This window comes from Streptomyces profundus (genome assembly GCF_020740535.1).
GTDB classification, from domain to species: domain Bacteria; phylum Actinomycetota; class Actinomycetes; order Streptomycetales; family Streptomycetaceae; genus Streptomyces; species Streptomyces profundus.
The window spans coordinates 4486604-4502928 of sequence record NZ_CP082362.1 but is presented as its reverse complement, the minus strand read 5'-3'; the positions used below and the strand labels follow the sequence as shown (position 1 = coordinate 4502928).

The window sequence follows — 16325 nt, the reverse complement described above, 5'->3', positions numbered from 1 at the left end:
TTCAGACCTCCGTGCCTGTCGTTTCGGTGGCGCCGGCGCGGCGCCGGTAGTCGGCCAGCAGGGTGCCGAGTTCGGGCCCGCGCGGGCGGCGTCCGGGGCGGATGTCGGCGGAGAGCGCCTTGTCCTCCTGGATATGGGCGTTGGGGTCGAGAACGATGGCGACCAGTTCGTTGGCCGCGTCGCCGGTGGCGTAGCCGTTGGGGCCCCAGTGGTAGGGCAGCCCGATCTGGTGCACGGTGCGGCCCTCGGCGCGCAGCGGCGCCAGCCGCGTGGTCACCAGGACCCGCGCCTCGACCGCGCCGCGCAGGGTGACCACGGTGGCCCAGCCGCCGTGTTCCAGGCCGCGTTCGCCGGCCAGCTCGGGTGACACCTCGCAGAAGAACTCGGGTTGCAGTTCGGCGAGATAGGGCGACCAGCGGGTCATCCCGCCGGCGGTGAAGTGTTCGGTCAGCCGGTAGGTCGTCACCACGAACGGGAAGACGGCCGCCCCCGGTTGGTCGCCCGAGGGGTGGTACTCGTTGCCCGGCCTCGGGTACGTCAACCGCACCGGATTGCGCGGGTGTCCGGGGTGGAGCGGGTTGCCGAACGGGGAGTCCTGCGGTTCGTAGTGGCTGGGCAGCGGGCCGTCGGTGAGCCCGGCGGGCGCGAAGAGCCAGCCCTTGCCGTCGCCCTGCATGATGAACGCGTCGTCGCCGCGCAGCGCCGCGACGCCGTCGGCGTTCGCGTCCGGCACATGGTCGGGGCGCAGGTCCCGCACGAAGTCCGGGTTGTCGTGTCCCGTCCACTGGCCGGCGGCCTCGTCCCACCAGACGTACGCCTTGCGTTCGCTCCACGGCCGGCCGTCGGGCGCCGCGGACGCGCGGTTGTAGAGGATGCGACGGTTGGCGGGCCAGCTCCAGGCCCATTCGGCGGCGACCCAGTCCTGTTCGTGGTGCGGCTTGCGGCGCGCGGCCTGGTTGACGCCGTCCGCGTAGACGCCGCAGTAGATCCAGCAGCCGCAGGAGGTGCTGCCGTCGTCGCGCAGTTCGGTGTAGGCGGCGAGCGGTCGGCCGTCGGGTCCGCGTCCGTTGATCTCGGCGAGCACGGCCTCGGGGACGGGCTCCCGGTGCGGGCCGGTGAGCGGATAGTCCCAGGCCAGGTCGAGGACGTGCCGGTCGGCCGGGTCCGTCGAGTCGGCCAGTCTGGTCCGGATGCGCTCGCCGAGGTGGTAGGCGAACCACAGCTCGCTGCGCGCGTCGCCGGCCGGCTCCACGGCGGCGTGGTGCCACTGGAGCCAGCGGTTGGTGTTGGTGAACGAGCCGGACTTCTCGGTGTGGGCGGCGGCGGGCAGGAAGAACACCTCGGTGGCGTTCTCCTCGGGGACCAGCTCGCCGTTCTCGACCTCGGGCCCGTCGCGCCACCAGGTGGCCGACTCGATCAGGTTGAAGTCGCGGACCACCAGCCAGTCGAGGTTGGCCATGCCGAGGCGCTGGAGGCGGGAGTTGGCCGACCCGACGGCCGGGTTCTCGCCCAGCAGGAAGTAGCCCTTGCAGGCGCCGTCGAGCTGCGCGAACACCGTGTCGTAGGTGCTGTGCGAGCCCGTGATCCGGGGCAGATGGTCGAAGCAGAAGCCGTTCTCGGCGGTCGCCGCCTCGCCGTAGTACGCCTTGAGCAGGCTGACCATGTACGCGCGGGCCTCGGCCCAGAACCCCTTGTGGGTGCGGACCGACTCGACGAACGTGTCCAGGTCCGGGTGGGCCATGGCGTGCGGCATCGGGAGATAGCCGGGCAGCAGGTTGAACAGGGTGGGGATATCGCTTGACCCCTGGATGCTGGCGTGGCCGCGCAACGCCTGGATCCCGCCGCCCGGCCGGCCGATGTTGCCCAGCAGCAGCTGGAGCACGCTGGCCGCGCGGATGTACTGGGCGCCGACGGTGTGTTGGGTCCAGCCCACGGCGTAGCAGAACGCGCTGGTGCGTTCGGGGCCCGAGTTGGCGGTCAGCGCGTCGGCGACCTGGGCGAAGACCTCCCGGGGCACCCCGCAGACCTGTTCCACCAGCTCGGGGGTGTAGCGGGCGTAGTGCCTTCGCAGGATCTGGTAGACGCAGCGCGGATCGCGCAGCGTCTCGTCGCGTTCGGGCGCGGTCGGCACGTCGTGGCCGCCTGAGCCGTGGGACTCGGCGCCGCCGGCGCGGTGTTCCTGGAGCAGGTCCTCGCTCGGCTGCGCGTTGGGGCTGCCGGCCGGGGCGCGGACGGGGCTGCCCAGGTAGGCCCAGCTGGCGGGGTCGTAGACGCCCTTCTCCGGGTCGAGCCCGGAGAACAACCCGTCGAGATCCTCGGTGTCCTGGTAGTCCTCGCCGACCAGGGTGGCCGCGTTGGTGTAGGCGAGAACGTACTCCCTGAAGTCCTTCTCCTCCTCCAGCACATGGCGGATCAGGCCGCCCAGGAACGCGATGTCGCTGCCGGCGCGCAGCGGCACATGCAGATCGGCCAGGGCGCTGGTGCGGGTGAACCGCGGGTCCACATGAATGACGGTGGCGCCGCGCGCCTTGGCCTCCATCACCCACTGGAAGCCGACGGGGTGGCATTCCGCGAAGTTGGAGCCCTGGATCACCACGCAGTCGGCGTTCTGCAGATCCTGCATGAACGTGGTCGCGCCGCCCCGGCCGAAGGAGGTGCCGAGCCCGGCGACGGTCGAGCTGTGGCAGACCCTCGCCTGGTTCTCCACCGAGACGATGCCAAGGCCGGTGAAGAGCTTCTTGAGCAGGTAGTTCTCCTCGTTGTCGAGGACGGCGCCGCCCAGGCTGGCGATGCCGAGGGTATGCGCGACATACCGGCCGTCCCGCTCCCAGGCCCAGGTGGCGCGGCGGGTCTCGATCACCCGGTCCGCGATCATGTCCATGGCCGTGTCCAGGTCCAGCGGCTGCCAGTCGGTGGCGCCCGGAGCGCGGTACAGCACCTGGTGCTGCCGGCTCTCGCCGGTGACCAGCTGCCGGGTCGCCGCCCCCTTGGGGCAGAGCCGGCCACGGCTGACCGGCGACGCGGGGTCGCCCTCGATCTGGGTGATCCGCTCGTCCTCGACATAGATCCGCTGGCCGCAGCCGACCGCGCAGTAGGGGCAGACGGAGTCCACCACCCGGTCCGCGCTCGCGGTGCGCGGACGCAGCTCCTCGGTCACCCGGGAACGGGCCGCCGAGCCGCGCGGATCCTGCCCGGCGAGCTGCCGGTAGACCGGCCAGTCCTGAATCCAGGTCCGCACGCCCATGACGGGTCCTTCCGCTCAGTCACGCCGGGGATGCCCCTGTATCTGACAGATGAGCAGATCATCACCTGGTTGACCTCGTCCCGCGAGTCGGCGGAGCCGCCTGGTGGCAGCATCGACGGCATGGAAGCGGCCTTTGTGGAACGGCTCGGCCCGCCGGAGGAGATCCGTCTCGGCCTGCTGCCCAGACCGGTCCCCGGACCGACGGATGTCCTCGTCCGGGTGGCCCTGACCACCGTCAACCCGGTGGACGCGCTGGTGCGTTCGGGTGCGTTCCCGACGCCGGCGCCGCTGCCGCTGGTCCTCGGCAGGGACGCGGTGGGCACCGTCGCCGAGGCGGCGCCCGGCACCGGCTTCGCGCCCGGCGAGCCGGTCTGGACCAACAGCCTGGGGCACGGTGGCCGGCAGGGCGCGGCGGCCCAGTACGCGGTGGTACCGGCCGACCGCCTCTACCGGCTGCCCCCCGAGACCAGCCCCACCACGGCCATCACGGTGCTGCACCCGGGTGCCACGGCGTGGCTGGCGCTCTTCCGCCACGGGGGGCTGCGCGCCGGCGAAACGGTGCTGATCTCCGGCGCGGCGGGGAACGTCGGCGGCGCGGCCGTCACGTTCGCCGCCGAGGCGGGCGCGCGGGTGCTGGCCCTGGCCCGCGACGAGAACGCGGACCACTGCCGCGACCTCGGCGCGGCCGAGGTCATCGACTACCGCGACCCGGAGCTGGCCGCCCGGCTCGCCCGCGGCGTGCCCGACGGGGTCCAGCTGCTGGCGGACGCCTCCGGCCACACGGAGCTTTCCTGGGCCGTCGAGCGGCTGGCGCCACGCGGCAGGATGGTGCTGCTGGCCGGCCCCGACCGCCGGCCGGCGCTGCCGGTCGGGCCGTTCTACCAACGGGATCTCTCGTTGCGCGGCTTTGTCATCTCCCACGCGACGGTCCCCGAGCTGGCCGACGCCGCCACGGCGGTCAACCGCCTGCTGTCCCACGGCGCGTTGGCGTCCCGCCGGGTGGAGACCCGCCCCCTCTCCGCCATCACGGACGAACACCGCAGAGCCGAGTCCGGCGGCACCGGTGGCCGCCGCGTCATCCTCCCCATCCTCCCGACATAGCCCACCCACGGCGCCTCCCTGCCGGGGACGGGGCCAACCGCCGGCCGGCCCGGGGCCCTGGCAGACCGACCGGACGAGGGCGCGGGCCGGTGGATCGCACCGGTCGGTCGAACTGGCCGGGCCAGCACCGCACGCTGGACCGGCAGGGCCCAGCCGGAAGCCGCCGGGACAGCGGGGCGGAACGAGGCCGGTCAAGCCTGACGCCGAGGACCGCCGGCCGGGGAAACGTACGGTTCCGACCGCCGGCCCGGGGCCCTGTCGGGGCCGGCAGCGCCGGGGCCCTGGCAGGCCGACCGGACAAGGGCGCGGGCCGGTGGATCGCACCGGTCGGTCGAACTGGCCGGGCCAGCACCGCACGCTGGACCGGCAGGGCCCAGCCGGAAGCCGCCGGGACAGCGGGGCGGGACGAGGCCGGTCAAGCCTGACGCCGAGGACCGCCGGCCGGGGAAACGTACGGTTCCGACCGCCGGCGCGGCCTGCGCCGGTCGGGTGCCGTGGCTCGATGCCGGCTCGGCGGCCCGAGTCCGGCCATGCGCGGCGACGCCACCGTCTCACGCCCCTCGGGCGCGCAAGCCCGCCACAGGCGGAGACACCGCACCGGCCCGGTGGCCAACGGGCCACCACCGCCCGCCGCAGGCGGGAGGCCGGCGACGGGCGCGTACCGGTGTCGGTGGGGGCGCGGCTGAACCGCCGGAGGCTACCGCTTGAGGGCGATGCCGCCGAAGTCGTCGATGGGGCGGGTCTCGTCGGCCGCGAAGAGTTCGGGGCGCCACAGGGAGGTGGAGATCATGCCGGGGGCCAGGAGCTCAAGGCCGTCCAGGTAGGCCGCGACCTCGTCCGTGGTGCGCAGCGTCAGCCGGGGCGAGCCGCCGCCCTCGTTCCACTGTTTGACGGCCTCGTCCATCCGGGGGCCGCGCACCGCGTTGGTCGGGTGGGAGAGCGCCACATAGCTGCCGGGCGGCAGCGCCGCGAGCAGGTGTTCGACGATGGCCCTGGTCTCGTCCGTGTCCTCGACGAACTGCAGCACGCCCAGCAGCATCAGCGCGACCGGCCGCTCGAAGTCCAGCGTGGCGGCGGCCTGTTGGAGGATGTTCTCGGGGTCGCGCACATCGGCGTCGAGATAGTCGGTGGCGCCCTCGGGGGTGCTGGTGAGAAGCGCCCGGGCGTGGGCGAGCACCAGCGGGTCGTTGTCGACATAGACGACGCGCGCCTCGGGGGCCATCCGCTGGGCCAGTTCGTGCGTGTTGTCGACGGTCGGGAGCCCGGTGCCGATGTCGAGGAACTGGCGGATGCCGGCCTCCTCGACCAGGAAACGCACCGCGCGGCAGAGAAAGTAGCGGTTGCCCCTGGCGTTCTCGGCGATCTCGGGGAAGTAGCGCATGATCTGCTCGCCCATGGCCCGGTCGGCGGCGTAGTTGTCCTTGCCGCCGAGCCAGTAGTTCCAGATCCGGGCGGAATGCGGCACCGAGTTGTCGATATCGGACCCCGACGCGCCGTCGGCAGGCGTTCCGTGCGCCAACTGCTCGGACTGCTCCGGCTGTTCCGCCATCTGAGGACTCCCTGGAATCGGTGACGCGACCCTCGCGTCCGCCCATCGAAGCACCCGGGTCGCCCTACCGTCGGGCCGGGGGCCGAACCGGAGCCACCCGGGCCTTTTGAGGGCATACGCCCCAACAGGCGATCATCGGTCGGCTATGTCACGGTTTAAGGGACGCTGCCACCTGGAGCGAAACCACCCGAACGAACGCCGAGAGGATGCTCCCGCGATGCATGAGATGCGAGCCGAAGTGAACGCGCAGGGTCACCGGAACTGGCATGTCACCCCCAAGGCCAGTCTCGTCGCTCTGTGTGGCAAGCATATGGCGCGTCCGGACGGGGGCCAGCGGCCCGAGCTGTGCGAGAGCGTGGTGCACGAGAGCCACTGCGGACCCTGTGTGCAGGGCTTCGAGCAGTTTGTCGCGGCCCGCCTCTGAGGTGGTCGGCCGCTCAGTCACCGCCCGGCGGCTCCCGGTCCCGGCCCCGGCCCCTTTCCCGGTCCCGGTCGTCGGATCGGAGCCGCTTCTCACTGATCAACCGCGCCGCCAGTTCGTCCAGCACGATCTGGCGGCGTTCGACGGCGTCCGTCCGGTAGGCGATACGGGCGACGATATGCCCGGTCACCGGCGCCGTGAGCAGCGAGAACGCGGCGACGAGCAGCAGCGCCGGGGCCTTGCCCAGCGGCATCTGGAGCACGACGCCCAGCACCACGAAGAGCAGTCCCAGCGTCTGGGCCTTGGACGCGGCGTGCAACCTGGACACCGTGTCGGGGAAGCGGACCAGGCCGATTCCGCTGATCAGGCAGAACGCGGCGCCGACCAGCAGCAGGGCCGACGACACCACATCGTTGACCACATTCATGAGGTGGTTCACCGCATGTCCTCCCGGCGCTCGATGAGTCGGGCGGCGGCGATGGAGCCGACGAAGCCCAACAGGGCCAGCACCACCAGCACATAGCCGGTGGTGGTGTCGGACCTGGCCAGGGTGCCGAGCACCGCGCCGACCACGATCAGCGTGACCAGGGCGTCCAGCGCGACCACCCGGTCCAGGGCCGCGGGGCCGAGCGCCAGCCGCACCACCACCAGCACGGCGGCCAGGCTGACCAGCACCAACGCGATATTGGCAACCGTGATCACCGTGCGTCACCCCTCTCCTGGGCCCGGTCGCGCTCGTCCGGCTCCTCGGTGCCGAAGGCGCGGCGCAGTCGGCGCTCCACCTCGACGACCTCCTCGCGGCGGCGCTCCGCGTCCTGCGGTGAGCGCAGCGGCAGCGCGTGGATGTAGAGCAGGCGCCGCTCCCTGTCGATCTCCAGCACCAGCGAGCCCGGCACGGTCAGGCTGAGCAACGCCGTTGACGCGATCAGCAGTTCGCTGTCGGTGCGCAGCGGCACCTCGACGACGCCGGTGGAGACGTGCGGGCCCTTGGCGACGGCCTGCCAGGCGACCACGACGGACGAGGTGACCAACTCGACCAGCAGATGGCCGAGCAGGCCCAGCACCCGCAGCGGGCGGCGCAGCGCGGGCCGGTTCACCTCGGGCAGGCCGAAGAGCGCCAGCACCCCGATGGCCACCAACAGCCCGCCGACCAGGGGGATCGGGCGCACCCCGCCCCACAGCAGCAGCCACAGCGCCCAGAGCCACAGCAGCACGGGGCCGCGTCGGGCCAGCGCACGGGTCCGGCGTCCGGCGTTCACTCGGCCTCCTCTCCGAGCACGGCCTCGCGGTAGCCGTCCCGTTCCAGCAGGTCGTGGGCGGCGCGCTCGCTGATCCGGCCGATCTCGCCGGCGCCGACGGCGATGCCGACCCCGGTCAGCACGATGCCGGCGGCGGCGCCGAGGATCAGGACGTTGCCCGGGTAGCGGCTGGGCGGCGGCCGTTCCGGGCCGGCCGAGAACACCGCGCGCCACAGCCTGGCCATGGCGTAGAGCGTCAACAGGCTGGTGACCAGCGCCGCGGCGACCAGCACCGGAACGGCACCGCCGTGTTCGCCGCCGGCCTGGAGCAGGACGAACTTGGCGACGAAGCCCGAGGTGGGCGGGACGCCGGCGAGGCTGAGCGCGGGCACCAGGAAGAGTCCGGCGACCACGGGCGGCGGTGGCGCCGCGCGGGCCAGCCGGGTGAGCGAGGCGGTGCCGGCCAGCCGCACCACGATGCCGGCGACCAGGAAGAGCCCGGCCTGCACGGCGATGTGGTGCACGGTGTAGAGGACGGTGCCGGTGAGCCCCTGCACGTCGAAGAGCGCCAGGCCGAAGAGCATGAACCCGATGTGGCTGACCAGGACGAAGGAGAGCAGACGGTTGATGTCGTCCTGGGCGACCGCGCCCAACACGCCGACGAGCAGCGTGACGATGGCGGCGACGGCCAGCAGCGTCCACGTCTCGTCGCGGGGGAAGAGCAGCGTCTGGGTGCGGACCATCGCGTAGACGCCGACCTTGGTCAGCAGCGCGGCGAAGACCGCGGTGATCGGCGCTGGCGCCGTCGGATAGCTGTCGGGGAGCCAGAAGTGCAGGGGCACCACGGCGGCCTTGATGCCGAAGACCAGGAGCAGCAGCACGCTGAGCGCGGCGACCATGCCGCCGGGCACGCTGTCCATCCGCTGGCTGAGGTCGGCGAGGTTGACGGTGCCGACGGCGGCGTAGCAGAGCGCGATGGAGGTGAGGAAGAGCAGCGAGGAGGCGAGGCTGGTGATGGTGTACGTCATCCCGGCGCGGATGCGGTCGGCGCCCGCGCCCAGGGTGATCAGCACATAGGAAGAGGTGAGCATCATCTCGAAGGCGACGAAGAGGTTGAACAGGTCGCCCGCGAGGTAGGCCAGGCCGATGCCGCCGGTCAGCAGCAGATAGGCGGGGTGGAACGCCACCGGCGAGGAGCGGCCCGAGTCGGCGAAGCCCTGGCCGATGGAGAAGACCAGCACGGCGAGGGCGACCGCGACGGAGACCGTCAGCAGCAGCGCGGAGAGTCGGTCGGCGAGCAGGGTGATGCCCAGCGGAGCCGGCCAGCCGCCCATGGTGGCGGCGCGTGGCCCCTCCCGTTCGGCCAGCACCAGGAGCACCACGGAGTCCACCAGCACCAGGGTCAACACCGTGACGCCCAGCACCTGTTGGGCCACCCGGCTGCCGGAGAGGGTGAAGGAGACGCCGGCGGCGAGGACCGGCAGCAGCATGGGGGCGACCAGCAGCCAGGCGGTCATCGTTCCTGCCTCCCGCCGGGCTCCTGATCCCGGTCGGTCGGCAGCGGCGGGCCGCTCTCCGCCCGGTCCTGGATGGTGCCGATCCTGCGGTCCTCCACGTCGTCCCGCACCTCGTCGTGGCCGTCCAGCTGCCAGGCGCGGTGGACCAGCGCCAGCAGCAGCGTGGTGATGCCGAAGGTGATCACGATCGCGGTCAGCGCCATGGCCTGCGGCAGCGGGTCGGCGTAGCGTTCGCCGCCCTCGGTGGCGCCGAGCACCGGGGGCACGCCGGGTGGGCCGCCGGTCAGCAACAGCAGCAGGTTGGCGGCGTGGCCCAGGACGATCACGCCCAGCAGGACGCGCATCAGGGAACGGTCCAGCAACAGATAGAAGCCGGCGGCGAAGAGGCCGGCGACCACCAGCGCCATCACCAGGTCAAGGGTGGTCATCGGGCAACCCTCCTGGTTCGGTCGTGGTATGGGGCGAGGGTGTCCCCGGCGTCCCTGGCCTGGGCGAGCGCGAACAGCAGCTTGAGGCAGACGCCGAGCACCAGCAGGTAGACCCCGAGGTCGAAGAAGATGTTGGTGGCGAGCTTGACGTCGCCCAACAGCGGTAGGCCGAAGTTGAGTTCGGCGCTGTAGAGCGGCGGTTCACCGAAGAGCAGCGGCGCCAGGGCGACGATCGCGGCCAGCGTGAGGCCGCCGCCGGCCACCGAGCGCGGGGTGATGGGCAGCGGGAACGCGGCCTCGGCGCGGCGCCCCACCAGATAGCGCAGGGTGAACGCCTGCCCGGCGACCAGCCCGCCGGCGAAGCCGCCGCCCGGCCGGTAGTGGCCGGCGAAGAGGAGGTAGACGGAGAGCACCAGCACGGCGGGGAAGAGCGCCCGCACCACCACTTCGAGCAGCAGCGAACGGTCCCGGCTGGGGAGTTCGTGCGCCTCGGGCAGCCAGGGCTCGCGCGGCACGTCCCAGTGGACGCTCCGGAACGCGCGGGCCGCCGGGCTGCCCTCGGCCGGCCCCGTGGGCCACTGGCGGCGCGAGGAGCGGTAGCCGAGCAGCGCGCCCGCGCCGATCGCCGTCACCAGCAGCACGCTGATCTCGCCCAGCGTGTCGAGCGCGCGGAAGTCCACCAGCAGCGCGTTGACCGCGTTGTCGGCGCCGGTCTCGGGGGCGCGTTCCAGGATGGTGTCGGAGAGTTCGAGGGACTGGCGCACGGCGGTCGCCGAGACGGCGAAGTAGGCGACGCAGAGCCCCGCGGTCACGGCGACGGCCGCGCGGAAGAACAGGCCCTTCGGGGACGGCCGTTCGGGGGTGAAGTTGGACGGCAGCCGGCGCAGCACCAGGACGACGACGATCACCGTGAGCGTCTCCACCAGGAACTGGGTGAGCGCCAGGTCGGGCGCGCCCTGCACCAGGAAGAGGCCGGCGACCGCGTAGCCCACGGCGCCGACCAGCAGCACGGCGGTCAGCCGGTGCCGGGCGACGACGAGGGCGCCGAGCGCCGTCAACACCACGAGGGAGAGCGGGATCTGGGCCGCCGAGTGCCAGCCGACCACATGCGGCCAGGCGGGACGGTGCAGCAGCAGCGTGCCGCCGGGGATCAGGATCACCGTCAGCAGCAGCGCCGTCAGATAGAAGGGGAGCGAGCCGACCTGGGTGTGACGGGTGAGCCACATCGCCAGGTGGTCCACGCCCCAGACGGTGCGGTCGTAGCCGCGCTGGCTGTCCGGCAGCCGGGGGATCCTGGCGCGCACCCGCTCCACCGGGCGCCTGGCCTGGTGCAGCACCAGGCCGAGCACGATCATGCTGGCGGAGACCAGCAGCGGGGCGGTCACGCCGTGCCAGAGCTTGATCGCGTAGGCGGGTCCTTGGTCGGCCAGCAGCCCGGATGTCCCCGCGTAGGGCTCCACCAGCTCGGCCAGCCCCACGTACCAGATGCCCAGCACCGGAGCGGCGGCCGACAGCAGGCAGATCGGCCCGACCAGACCGAACGGGGCGTGTTCCGGCTTCGCCTCGGGCACTTCGGGCTTGCGGGCGAAGGCCCCCCAGAGGAAGCGGGCCGAGTAGGCGACGGTCAGCAGGGAGCCGATGGCGAGCCCCGCGACGGCGAAGCCGCCGCCGGCGAACGGCGCGTGCCAGAAGCCGTCGTAGGCGGCCTCCTTGCCGAGGTAGCCGATCAGCGGCGGCAGCCCGGCCATGGAGGCGGCGGAGACGGTGGCGGCCACGGCGAGCAGCGGCATCCTCCGGCCGAGCCCGGAGAGCCGGGTGAGGTCCCGGGTGCCGGTGCTCTTCTCGATCACCCCGACGGAGAGGAACAGCGCGGACTTGAACGCGGCGTGCGCCAGCAGCATCTCCTCGCCCGCCAGCGCCGAGGTGCGGGTGCCGGCGCCCAACAGGGCGATCAGCATGCCGAGTTCGCTGACCGTGCCATAGGCGATCAACAGCTTGAGGTCGATCTGGCGCAGCGCCCGCCAGGCCGCGACCACCATCGTGGTCAGCCCGACGGACAGCACCAGCGGGCGCCAGGGCGCCGCCCCCTCCAGGGCCGGGGCGAGCCGCGCCACCAGATAGACGCCGGCCTTGACCATGGCCGCCGCGTGCAGATACGCGGAGACCGGCGTCGGCGCCACCATCGCGGCCGGCAGCCAGGCGGAGAACGGGATCTGCGCCGACTTGGCGAACGCGCCGATCAGGATCAGCAGCACCGCCAGCCAGACCAGGCCGCCGCGCGGTGGCTCGGCGACCAGTTCGGAGACGCGGTAGGTGCCGGCCTCGGCGCCCAGCAGGATGAAGCCGAAGAGCATGGCGAGCCCGCCGGCCGCCGTGGTCAGCAGGGCCTGCTCGGCGGCCCTTCGATGCGCCGCGCCCTCTCCCCGGCCGCCGATCAGCAGGAAGGAGATGACCGAGGTGAGTTCCCAGAAGACATAGAGCGCGATCAGGTGATCCGCCGTCACCAGGCCGAACATCACGCCGGCGAAGGTCAGCAGCAGGCCCGCCTCGCGCCCCGCGCCGGGGAGGTAGCGGGCGCAGTAGATCAACACCAGGGCGCCCACGCCGCTGACCACGAAGACCATCAGCAGGGAGAGCGGGTCGAGCCGCAGGTCCACGACGAGATTCAGCCCAGTGGCCCAGGACAGGGTCTCCTCGGGGGTCTCTCCGTCGAGCACGCTCGGGGTGTGCCAGGCCGCCCAGGCGACGGCCGCCAGCGGCACCAGCGCCGCCAGGTACCAGGCGCCGCGCGGGAGCCGGGCGGCGAGGTAGGGGAGCGCCATCGCCAGCAGCATGTGCAGGGCGAAAAGTGCCAGCACCCAAGCCCTCCTGTCCGGCGTCGTTCCCTTGGCCGCCATGATCGAGACCGGTCATGCCGAGACACCGCCGCGACGACTGATGGCGGTATGGCACGGTTTCGATCATGGCGGGCCGAGCGGCGCAACCGGGTGCAGCGCCGCCCGGTCGCGTGTCGCGGCCCGCGCGTGTCCCTCCGGCACCTGGGTGACCGCCCGTCTCTCCCGTCAAACGGGGGTGTCCTGTTTGTCCCGCGACAGGTGGGGCACTCGGAGGATTTGACAGCCGTGGCGGCCGGGCGCCGCCGAGGCGTATGTCAACCGCCGCACGCATGTCGTCAACACGTCGAACGCCGTCGAGGGGAGCGTCGCGTATGAGCACGCCAGGCCCCGGCCCCGTGCCGGATCCGATCCCGCCCAAGCCCACGCCGCCGCCCCATCCGCCGGGACCCGGCGGGCCGCGCCCGGGGCCGGTGCCCGTGCCGCCGCCCGATCCCGAGCCGCCGAAGCCGCCGGGACCCGACCACCCCGGGCCGCGCCCCGAACCACAGCCGGCGCCCCCGCCCCCGCCGCCGCCGATGTGATCGACGGACGGAGGGGACGGGGGCGCGGACCCAGCCGGGGAGGTGTGGCTAGTTGGGCTGGTTGGCGTGGGTCAGGGTGCCCCAGGCGACGAAGAGCCAGTTGCTGCCCTGGGGGCGGGTGCTCTCGGTGTAGGCCTGGGTGTTGGTCATGGCGTGGCCGAGCCGGTTGCCCATCGCGTTGAAGCCGACCTCGGTCACCGGGCCGAGGCCGCGCTGCACGCTGCCGCCGCAGAGCCAGCCGGGCGGCTGCGTCCGCTCGTAGGTGGCCTGGAGCCCCAGGCCGTGGCGCAGTCGCTCGCCGATGTGGCCGGTGTAGAGGTCGTCGCCCTGGATGCGGCTGGTCTCCGCGACGTTGGCGATGGAGGCCAGGCCGTAGCCGGTGTGGGTGAAGTCCCGGCAGGTCTCCTGGGTCACCCCGTTGACGAAGGTGCTCTGGCCGTGCCAGTAGTTGATGATCTGCTGCGGGGTGTTCAGGCCGCTGCCCGGCACGGTGCGCGGCAGGTCGCCGTCCGACTCCAGGTAGATGAAGGCCGGCACCCGGTTGAGGAAGCGGCCCATGGCCTGGTCGTAGGCGCCCGGGTCGTCGAGGAAGACGGCGATGCCGACGGCCGCCTCCATCATGGTCAGTTCCCAGTTGCCGTTGCTGTGGGAGCCGCCGATGATCTCCGGCAGGTAGACATCGCGCAGCATGTTCCCGAAGGCGCCGGCGCCGGGCCAGTCGCCGTAGGTGTGCTTGATGAGCTCGGCGGCGCGGGCCCAGGAGGCGCCGGCCCATCCGGTCTGGAGCGGGGCGTTGCTGTTGGTGTGGTCCTGGATCACGCCCGACCAGGCGTCCATCAGCTGGATCGCCTTCCGCGCGTACTGGGCGTCCTCGGTGACGTACCAGGCCAGCGCGTTGGTGTACGCCGCGATGGCGTCCTCGCGCTCGTCGGTGCACCCGTTGTTGGGGTTGGAGTACGAGCCGCACTCGACGACGGCGCGCGGCTTGGGGGTGCGCGACTGGTCGGCGAACGGGGAGGCCATCATCTGCTGGAAGGCGTTGGCCCAGGGCTGCTCACCGGCCTGGACCCGGGCGCGCACGAAGTCGAGTTGGGACTCGCTGACCAGCACCCCGGGGTGGGTGAAGCTGGCGGGGGCGAACTGGTGCACGTCGTCGGCCGTGGCGCCGGCGCCGCGCTCGGCGCGGTCCGCCTCGGCCGCGGTGCCGGTGGAGACCTGGAGCAGTCCGACCAGCAGCGCGGACACCAGGGCGAACAGGCCGAGGCGCCATCGTCTGCGGACGGTCGACGGGGCGACGGACGCGGGTCTGTTGAACATGGGGGAGCCTCTCTCAGGCAACAACGGACCGGATACGCGACGTTCGACAGCCCCTGGCGTTCACGTGCATGAACATCGAGCGTCCATTTGAACGCTGGGCTGGCTGCCGAAGTTAGGTCTGGACCATTGGGGTGTCAAGACACTCCCCCAGGTTCCGGAACCGGCCTTCCACGCCCACCGGTTGACGACCGCCCGCTACCGGAAACCGGCCACCGCGTGCGGCACATACGGCTCGTTGAGCCGCTCGATCTCCGCCTCGGTCAGGGTGAGTTCCACCGCGCCGACCGCGTCCTCGACATGGCGGGCCGCGGTGGCGCCCACGATGGGCGCGGTGATCCGGGGATCGGCCAGCAGCCAGGCCAGCGCGACCCGGGCCGGCGGCACCTCGCGCTCGGCCGCGACGGCCGCGACCCGCTCCACCACCGCGCGGTCCGCCGGCTGGTAGAGCGTGGCGCCGAACTCGTCGGTGGCCGAACGCGCCGTCGACTCGTCCCAGTCGCGTGTCAGCCGCCCACGCGCCAGCGGGCTCCACGGGATCACCCCGACGCCCTGGTCGGCGGCGAGCGGCAGCATCTCCCGCTCCTCCTCGCGGTAGATCAGGTTGTGGTGGTTCTGCATCGAGACAAACCGCGTCCAGCCGTTGCGCTCGGCGACGAACAGCGCCTTGGCGAACTGCCAGGCGTGCATGGACGAGGCCCCGATATAGCGCGCCTTGCCGGCCTTGACCACGTCGTGCAGCGCCTCCAACGTCTCCTCGATCGGCGTGTGCGGGTCGAAGCGGTGGATCTGGTACAGGTCCACGTAGTCGGTGCCCAGGCGGCGCAGGCTGTTGTCGATCTCGCTGAGGATCGCCTTGCGCGACAGCCCGGCGCCGTTGGGCCCCGGCCGCATCCGGCCGTGCACCTTGGTCGCGATCACCACGTCCTCGCGGCGGGCGAAGTCCGCCAGCGCGCGCCCGGTGATCTCCTCGCTGGTGCCGTCCGAGTAGACGTTGGCCGTGTCGAAGAACGTGATGCCGGCCTCCAGCGCCCGCCGGATCAGCGGGCGGCTCCGCTCCTCGTCCAACGACCACGGGTGCGCGCCGCGTTCGGGCACGCCGAAGCTCATGCACCCCAGACAGATCGCCGAGACCTCAAGCCCTGTCGCTCCCAGTCGCGTGTACCTCACTCGTACCTCCAGCGCTCGTGCGGACCCCCGGAACAGCGCGATGGTAGCCAGCGGTTGTGACAGGCGGATGGACCAGCGCCGGGGCCCGCCCGGGCCGGTGCCGCGCACCGACCCGAACGGGCCCCCGTCTCAGCGGAGTTGGGCCAGCTCGTCCAGCACGCCGGTCAGTGCGGGAAACCAGACGTCGGCCATCTTGCGGATGCCGGAGTCGCCCGGGTGCACTCCGTCATAGGTGTCGGTCCCGGTGTCGAAGCCCGTCCACAGGTCGACGACGGTGATCGGCGACCGGGCGCTGTCCAGACCGGCGGCCCACGCCGGGATGGCGGCGTTCAACTCCACCACCCGCGCCCCGCAGTCGGCGCACCCCACCGGGGCCATCGGCAGGATCTGCGCGACCAGCACCCGGACGTCCGGGTTGGCGGCCCGCATCTGGCCGACCAGGGTGGAGTAGGCGTCCAGCAGGGTCGGGGTCGGGACGCCGCTCCACACGTCGTTGGTGCCCAGCGTCATCATCACCACGTCCGGGTCGCTGGTCGCCAGCCAGCCGGGCAGCAGGTTGTCCCGGACGATGCCGGTGGTCAGGATGCCGCCATGGCCCTCGTGTTCGCCGTCATAGGGGAAGCCGCACCCGTCGGGAGTGCGGGAGCCGACGAAGTCCACGTCGGTGTAGCCGGCGGCCTGCATGTCCTGCCACAGCAGGGCGCGCCAGCAGCCGGGCGAGCCGGTGATGGAGTCACCGAGCGCCATGATCCGGGTGGCCTCGGCGGCAGGCACCGCGGCCGGCTCGACCCGCGGATCGGCCGCGCGGGCGGTGGGGGTGGTCAGGCCGAGCAACACGGCGCAGACCAGGGCCAGCAGGCCCGAGAGCGTCAGAGCCCGGCGAGCGGGCAGAGGAAAACGGACAGAACCGTCCATGAGGGGCTGC

13 protein-coding genes are annotated in these 16325 nt (G+C 72.4%); 2 read left to right on the top strand and 11 right to left on the bottom strand.

The annotated features are described in order from the left end of the window. Position 1: 1 nt before the first annotated feature. Positions 2–3244 (bottom strand): formate dehydrogenase, encoded by a 3243-nt coding sequence (gene fdh / locus K4G22_RS19905; RefSeq protein WP_228081640.1) that lies wholly within the window; start codon positions 3242–3244, stop codon positions 2–4. Positions 3245–3364: 120 nt separating this feature from the next. On the opposite strand from fdh, the gene K4G22_RS19900 reads away from it, so the two are divergent. Further along, positions 3365–4345: an NADPH:quinone reductase gene (locus K4G22_RS19900; protein ID WP_228084162.1), complete on the top strand. Its 981-nt coding sequence runs from the start codon at positions 3365–3367 to the stop codon at positions 4343–4345. Positions 4346–5042: 697 nt separating this feature from the next. Here K4G22_RS19900 and K4G22_RS19895 read toward each other — a convergent pair. After that, the gene (locus tag K4G22_RS19895; protein ID WP_228081639.1) at positions 5043–5894 is read right to left on the bottom strand and encodes an SAM-dependent methyltransferase; all 852 of its coding nucleotides are present in this window, start codon (positions 5892–5894) and stop codon (positions 5043–5045) included. 217 nt (positions 5895–6111) lie between these two features. Between K4G22_RS19895 and K4G22_RS19890 the strand changes: the two genes are divergently transcribed. Further along, a complete protein-coding gene (locus K4G22_RS19890; protein ID WP_228081638.1) occupies positions 6112–6318 on the top strand; it encodes a hypothetical protein in 207 nt (68 codons plus the stop codon). 13 nt (positions 6319–6331) lie between these two features. Here K4G22_RS19890 and mnhG read toward each other — a convergent pair whose 3' ends face one another. From mnhG to K4G22_RS19845, 9 genes are all read right to left on the bottom strand, one after another. Next, on the bottom strand, positions 6332–6754 hold the full coding sequence (mnhG, locus tag K4G22_RS19885; protein ID WP_228081637.1) for a monovalent cation/H(+) antiporter subunit G: 423 nt from the start codon (positions 6752–6754) through the stop codon (positions 6332–6334). After that, positions 6751–7017 carry an MrpF/PhaF family protein gene (locus K4G22_RS19880; RefSeq protein ID WP_228081636.1) on the bottom strand — a complete coding sequence of 89 codons (267 nt, stop codon included), beginning with the start codon at positions 7015–7017 and terminating at the stop codon, positions 6751–6753. Before K4G22_RS19880 ends, mnhG begins: the two co-directional genes overlap by 4 nt. After that, a complete protein-coding gene (locus K4G22_RS19875) occupies positions 7014–7574 on the bottom strand; it encodes a Na+/H+ antiporter subunit E (protein ID WP_228081635.1) in 561 nt (186 codons plus the stop codon). Before K4G22_RS19875 ends, K4G22_RS19880 begins: the two co-directional genes overlap by 4 nt. Next, entirely contained in the window at positions 7571–9070 is a 1500-nt protein-coding gene (locus K4G22_RS19870; protein ID WP_228081634.1) for a Na+/H+ antiporter subunit D, read from the bottom strand. The genes K4G22_RS19875 and K4G22_RS19870 overlap by 4 nt, the downstream gene beginning before the upstream one ends. Then, positions 9067–9498 (bottom strand): Na(+)/H(+) antiporter subunit C, encoded by a 432-nt coding sequence (locus K4G22_RS19865; RefSeq protein WP_228081633.1) that lies wholly within the window; start codon positions 9496–9498, stop codon positions 9067–9069. The genes K4G22_RS19870 and K4G22_RS19865 overlap by 4 nt, the downstream gene beginning before the upstream one ends. After that, positions 9495–12356: a Na+/H+ antiporter subunit A gene (locus tag K4G22_RS19860; RefSeq protein ID WP_228081632.1), complete on the bottom strand. Its 2862-nt coding sequence runs from the start codon at positions 12354–12356 to the stop codon at positions 9495–9497. Before K4G22_RS19860 ends, K4G22_RS19865 begins: the two co-directional genes overlap by 4 nt. A gap of 608 nt (positions 12357–12964) precedes the next feature. Next, positions 12965–14233, bottom strand: a complete 1269-nt coding sequence (locus K4G22_RS19855) for an alginate lyase family protein (protein ID WP_228081631.1) — start codon at positions 14231–14233, stop codon at positions 12965–12967. 195 nt (positions 14234–14428) lie between these two features. Continuing rightward, a complete protein-coding gene (locus K4G22_RS19850; RefSeq protein WP_228081630.1) occupies positions 14429–15400 on the bottom strand; it encodes an aldo/keto reductase in 972 nt (323 codons plus the stop codon). 129 nt (positions 15401–15529) lie between these two features. Next, entirely contained in the window at positions 15530–16315 is a 786-nt protein-coding gene (locus K4G22_RS19845; protein WP_228081629.1) for an SGNH/GDSL hydrolase family protein, read from the bottom strand. Positions 16316–16325: the final 10 nt, after the last annotated feature.

Coding starts and splice junctions, on each gene's coding strand:
- K4G22_RS19855 (WP_228081631.1), bottom strand. CDS start 14,233: ATGTTCAACAGACCCGCGTCCGTCGCCCCGTCGACCGTCCGCAGACGA.
- K4G22_RS19845 (WP_228081629.1), bottom strand. CDS start 16,315: ATGGACGGTTCTGTCCGTTTTCCTCTGCCCGCTCGCCGGGCTCTGACG.
- K4G22_RS19865 (WP_228081633.1), bottom strand. CDS start 9,498: ATGACCACCCTTGACCTGGTGATGGCGCTGGTGGTCGCCGGCCTCTTC.
- fdh (WP_228081640.1), bottom strand. CDS start 3,244: ATGGGCGTGCGGACCTGGATTCAGGACTGGCCGGTCTACCGGCAGCTC.
- K4G22_RS19900 (WP_228084162.1), top strand. CDS start 3,365: ATGGAAGCGGCCTTTGTGGAACGGCTCGGCCCGCCGGAGGAGATCCGT.
- K4G22_RS19890 (WP_228081638.1), top strand. CDS start 6,112: ATGCATGAGATGCGAGCCGAAGTGAACGCGCAGGGTCACCGGAACTGG.
- K4G22_RS19870 (WP_228081634.1), bottom strand. CDS start 9,070: ATGACCGCCTGGCTGCTGGTCGCCCCCATGCTGCTGCCGGTCCTCGCC.
- K4G22_RS19895 (WP_228081639.1), bottom strand. CDS start 5,894: ATGGCGGAACAGCCGGAGCAGTCCGAGCAGTTGGCGCACGGAACGCCT.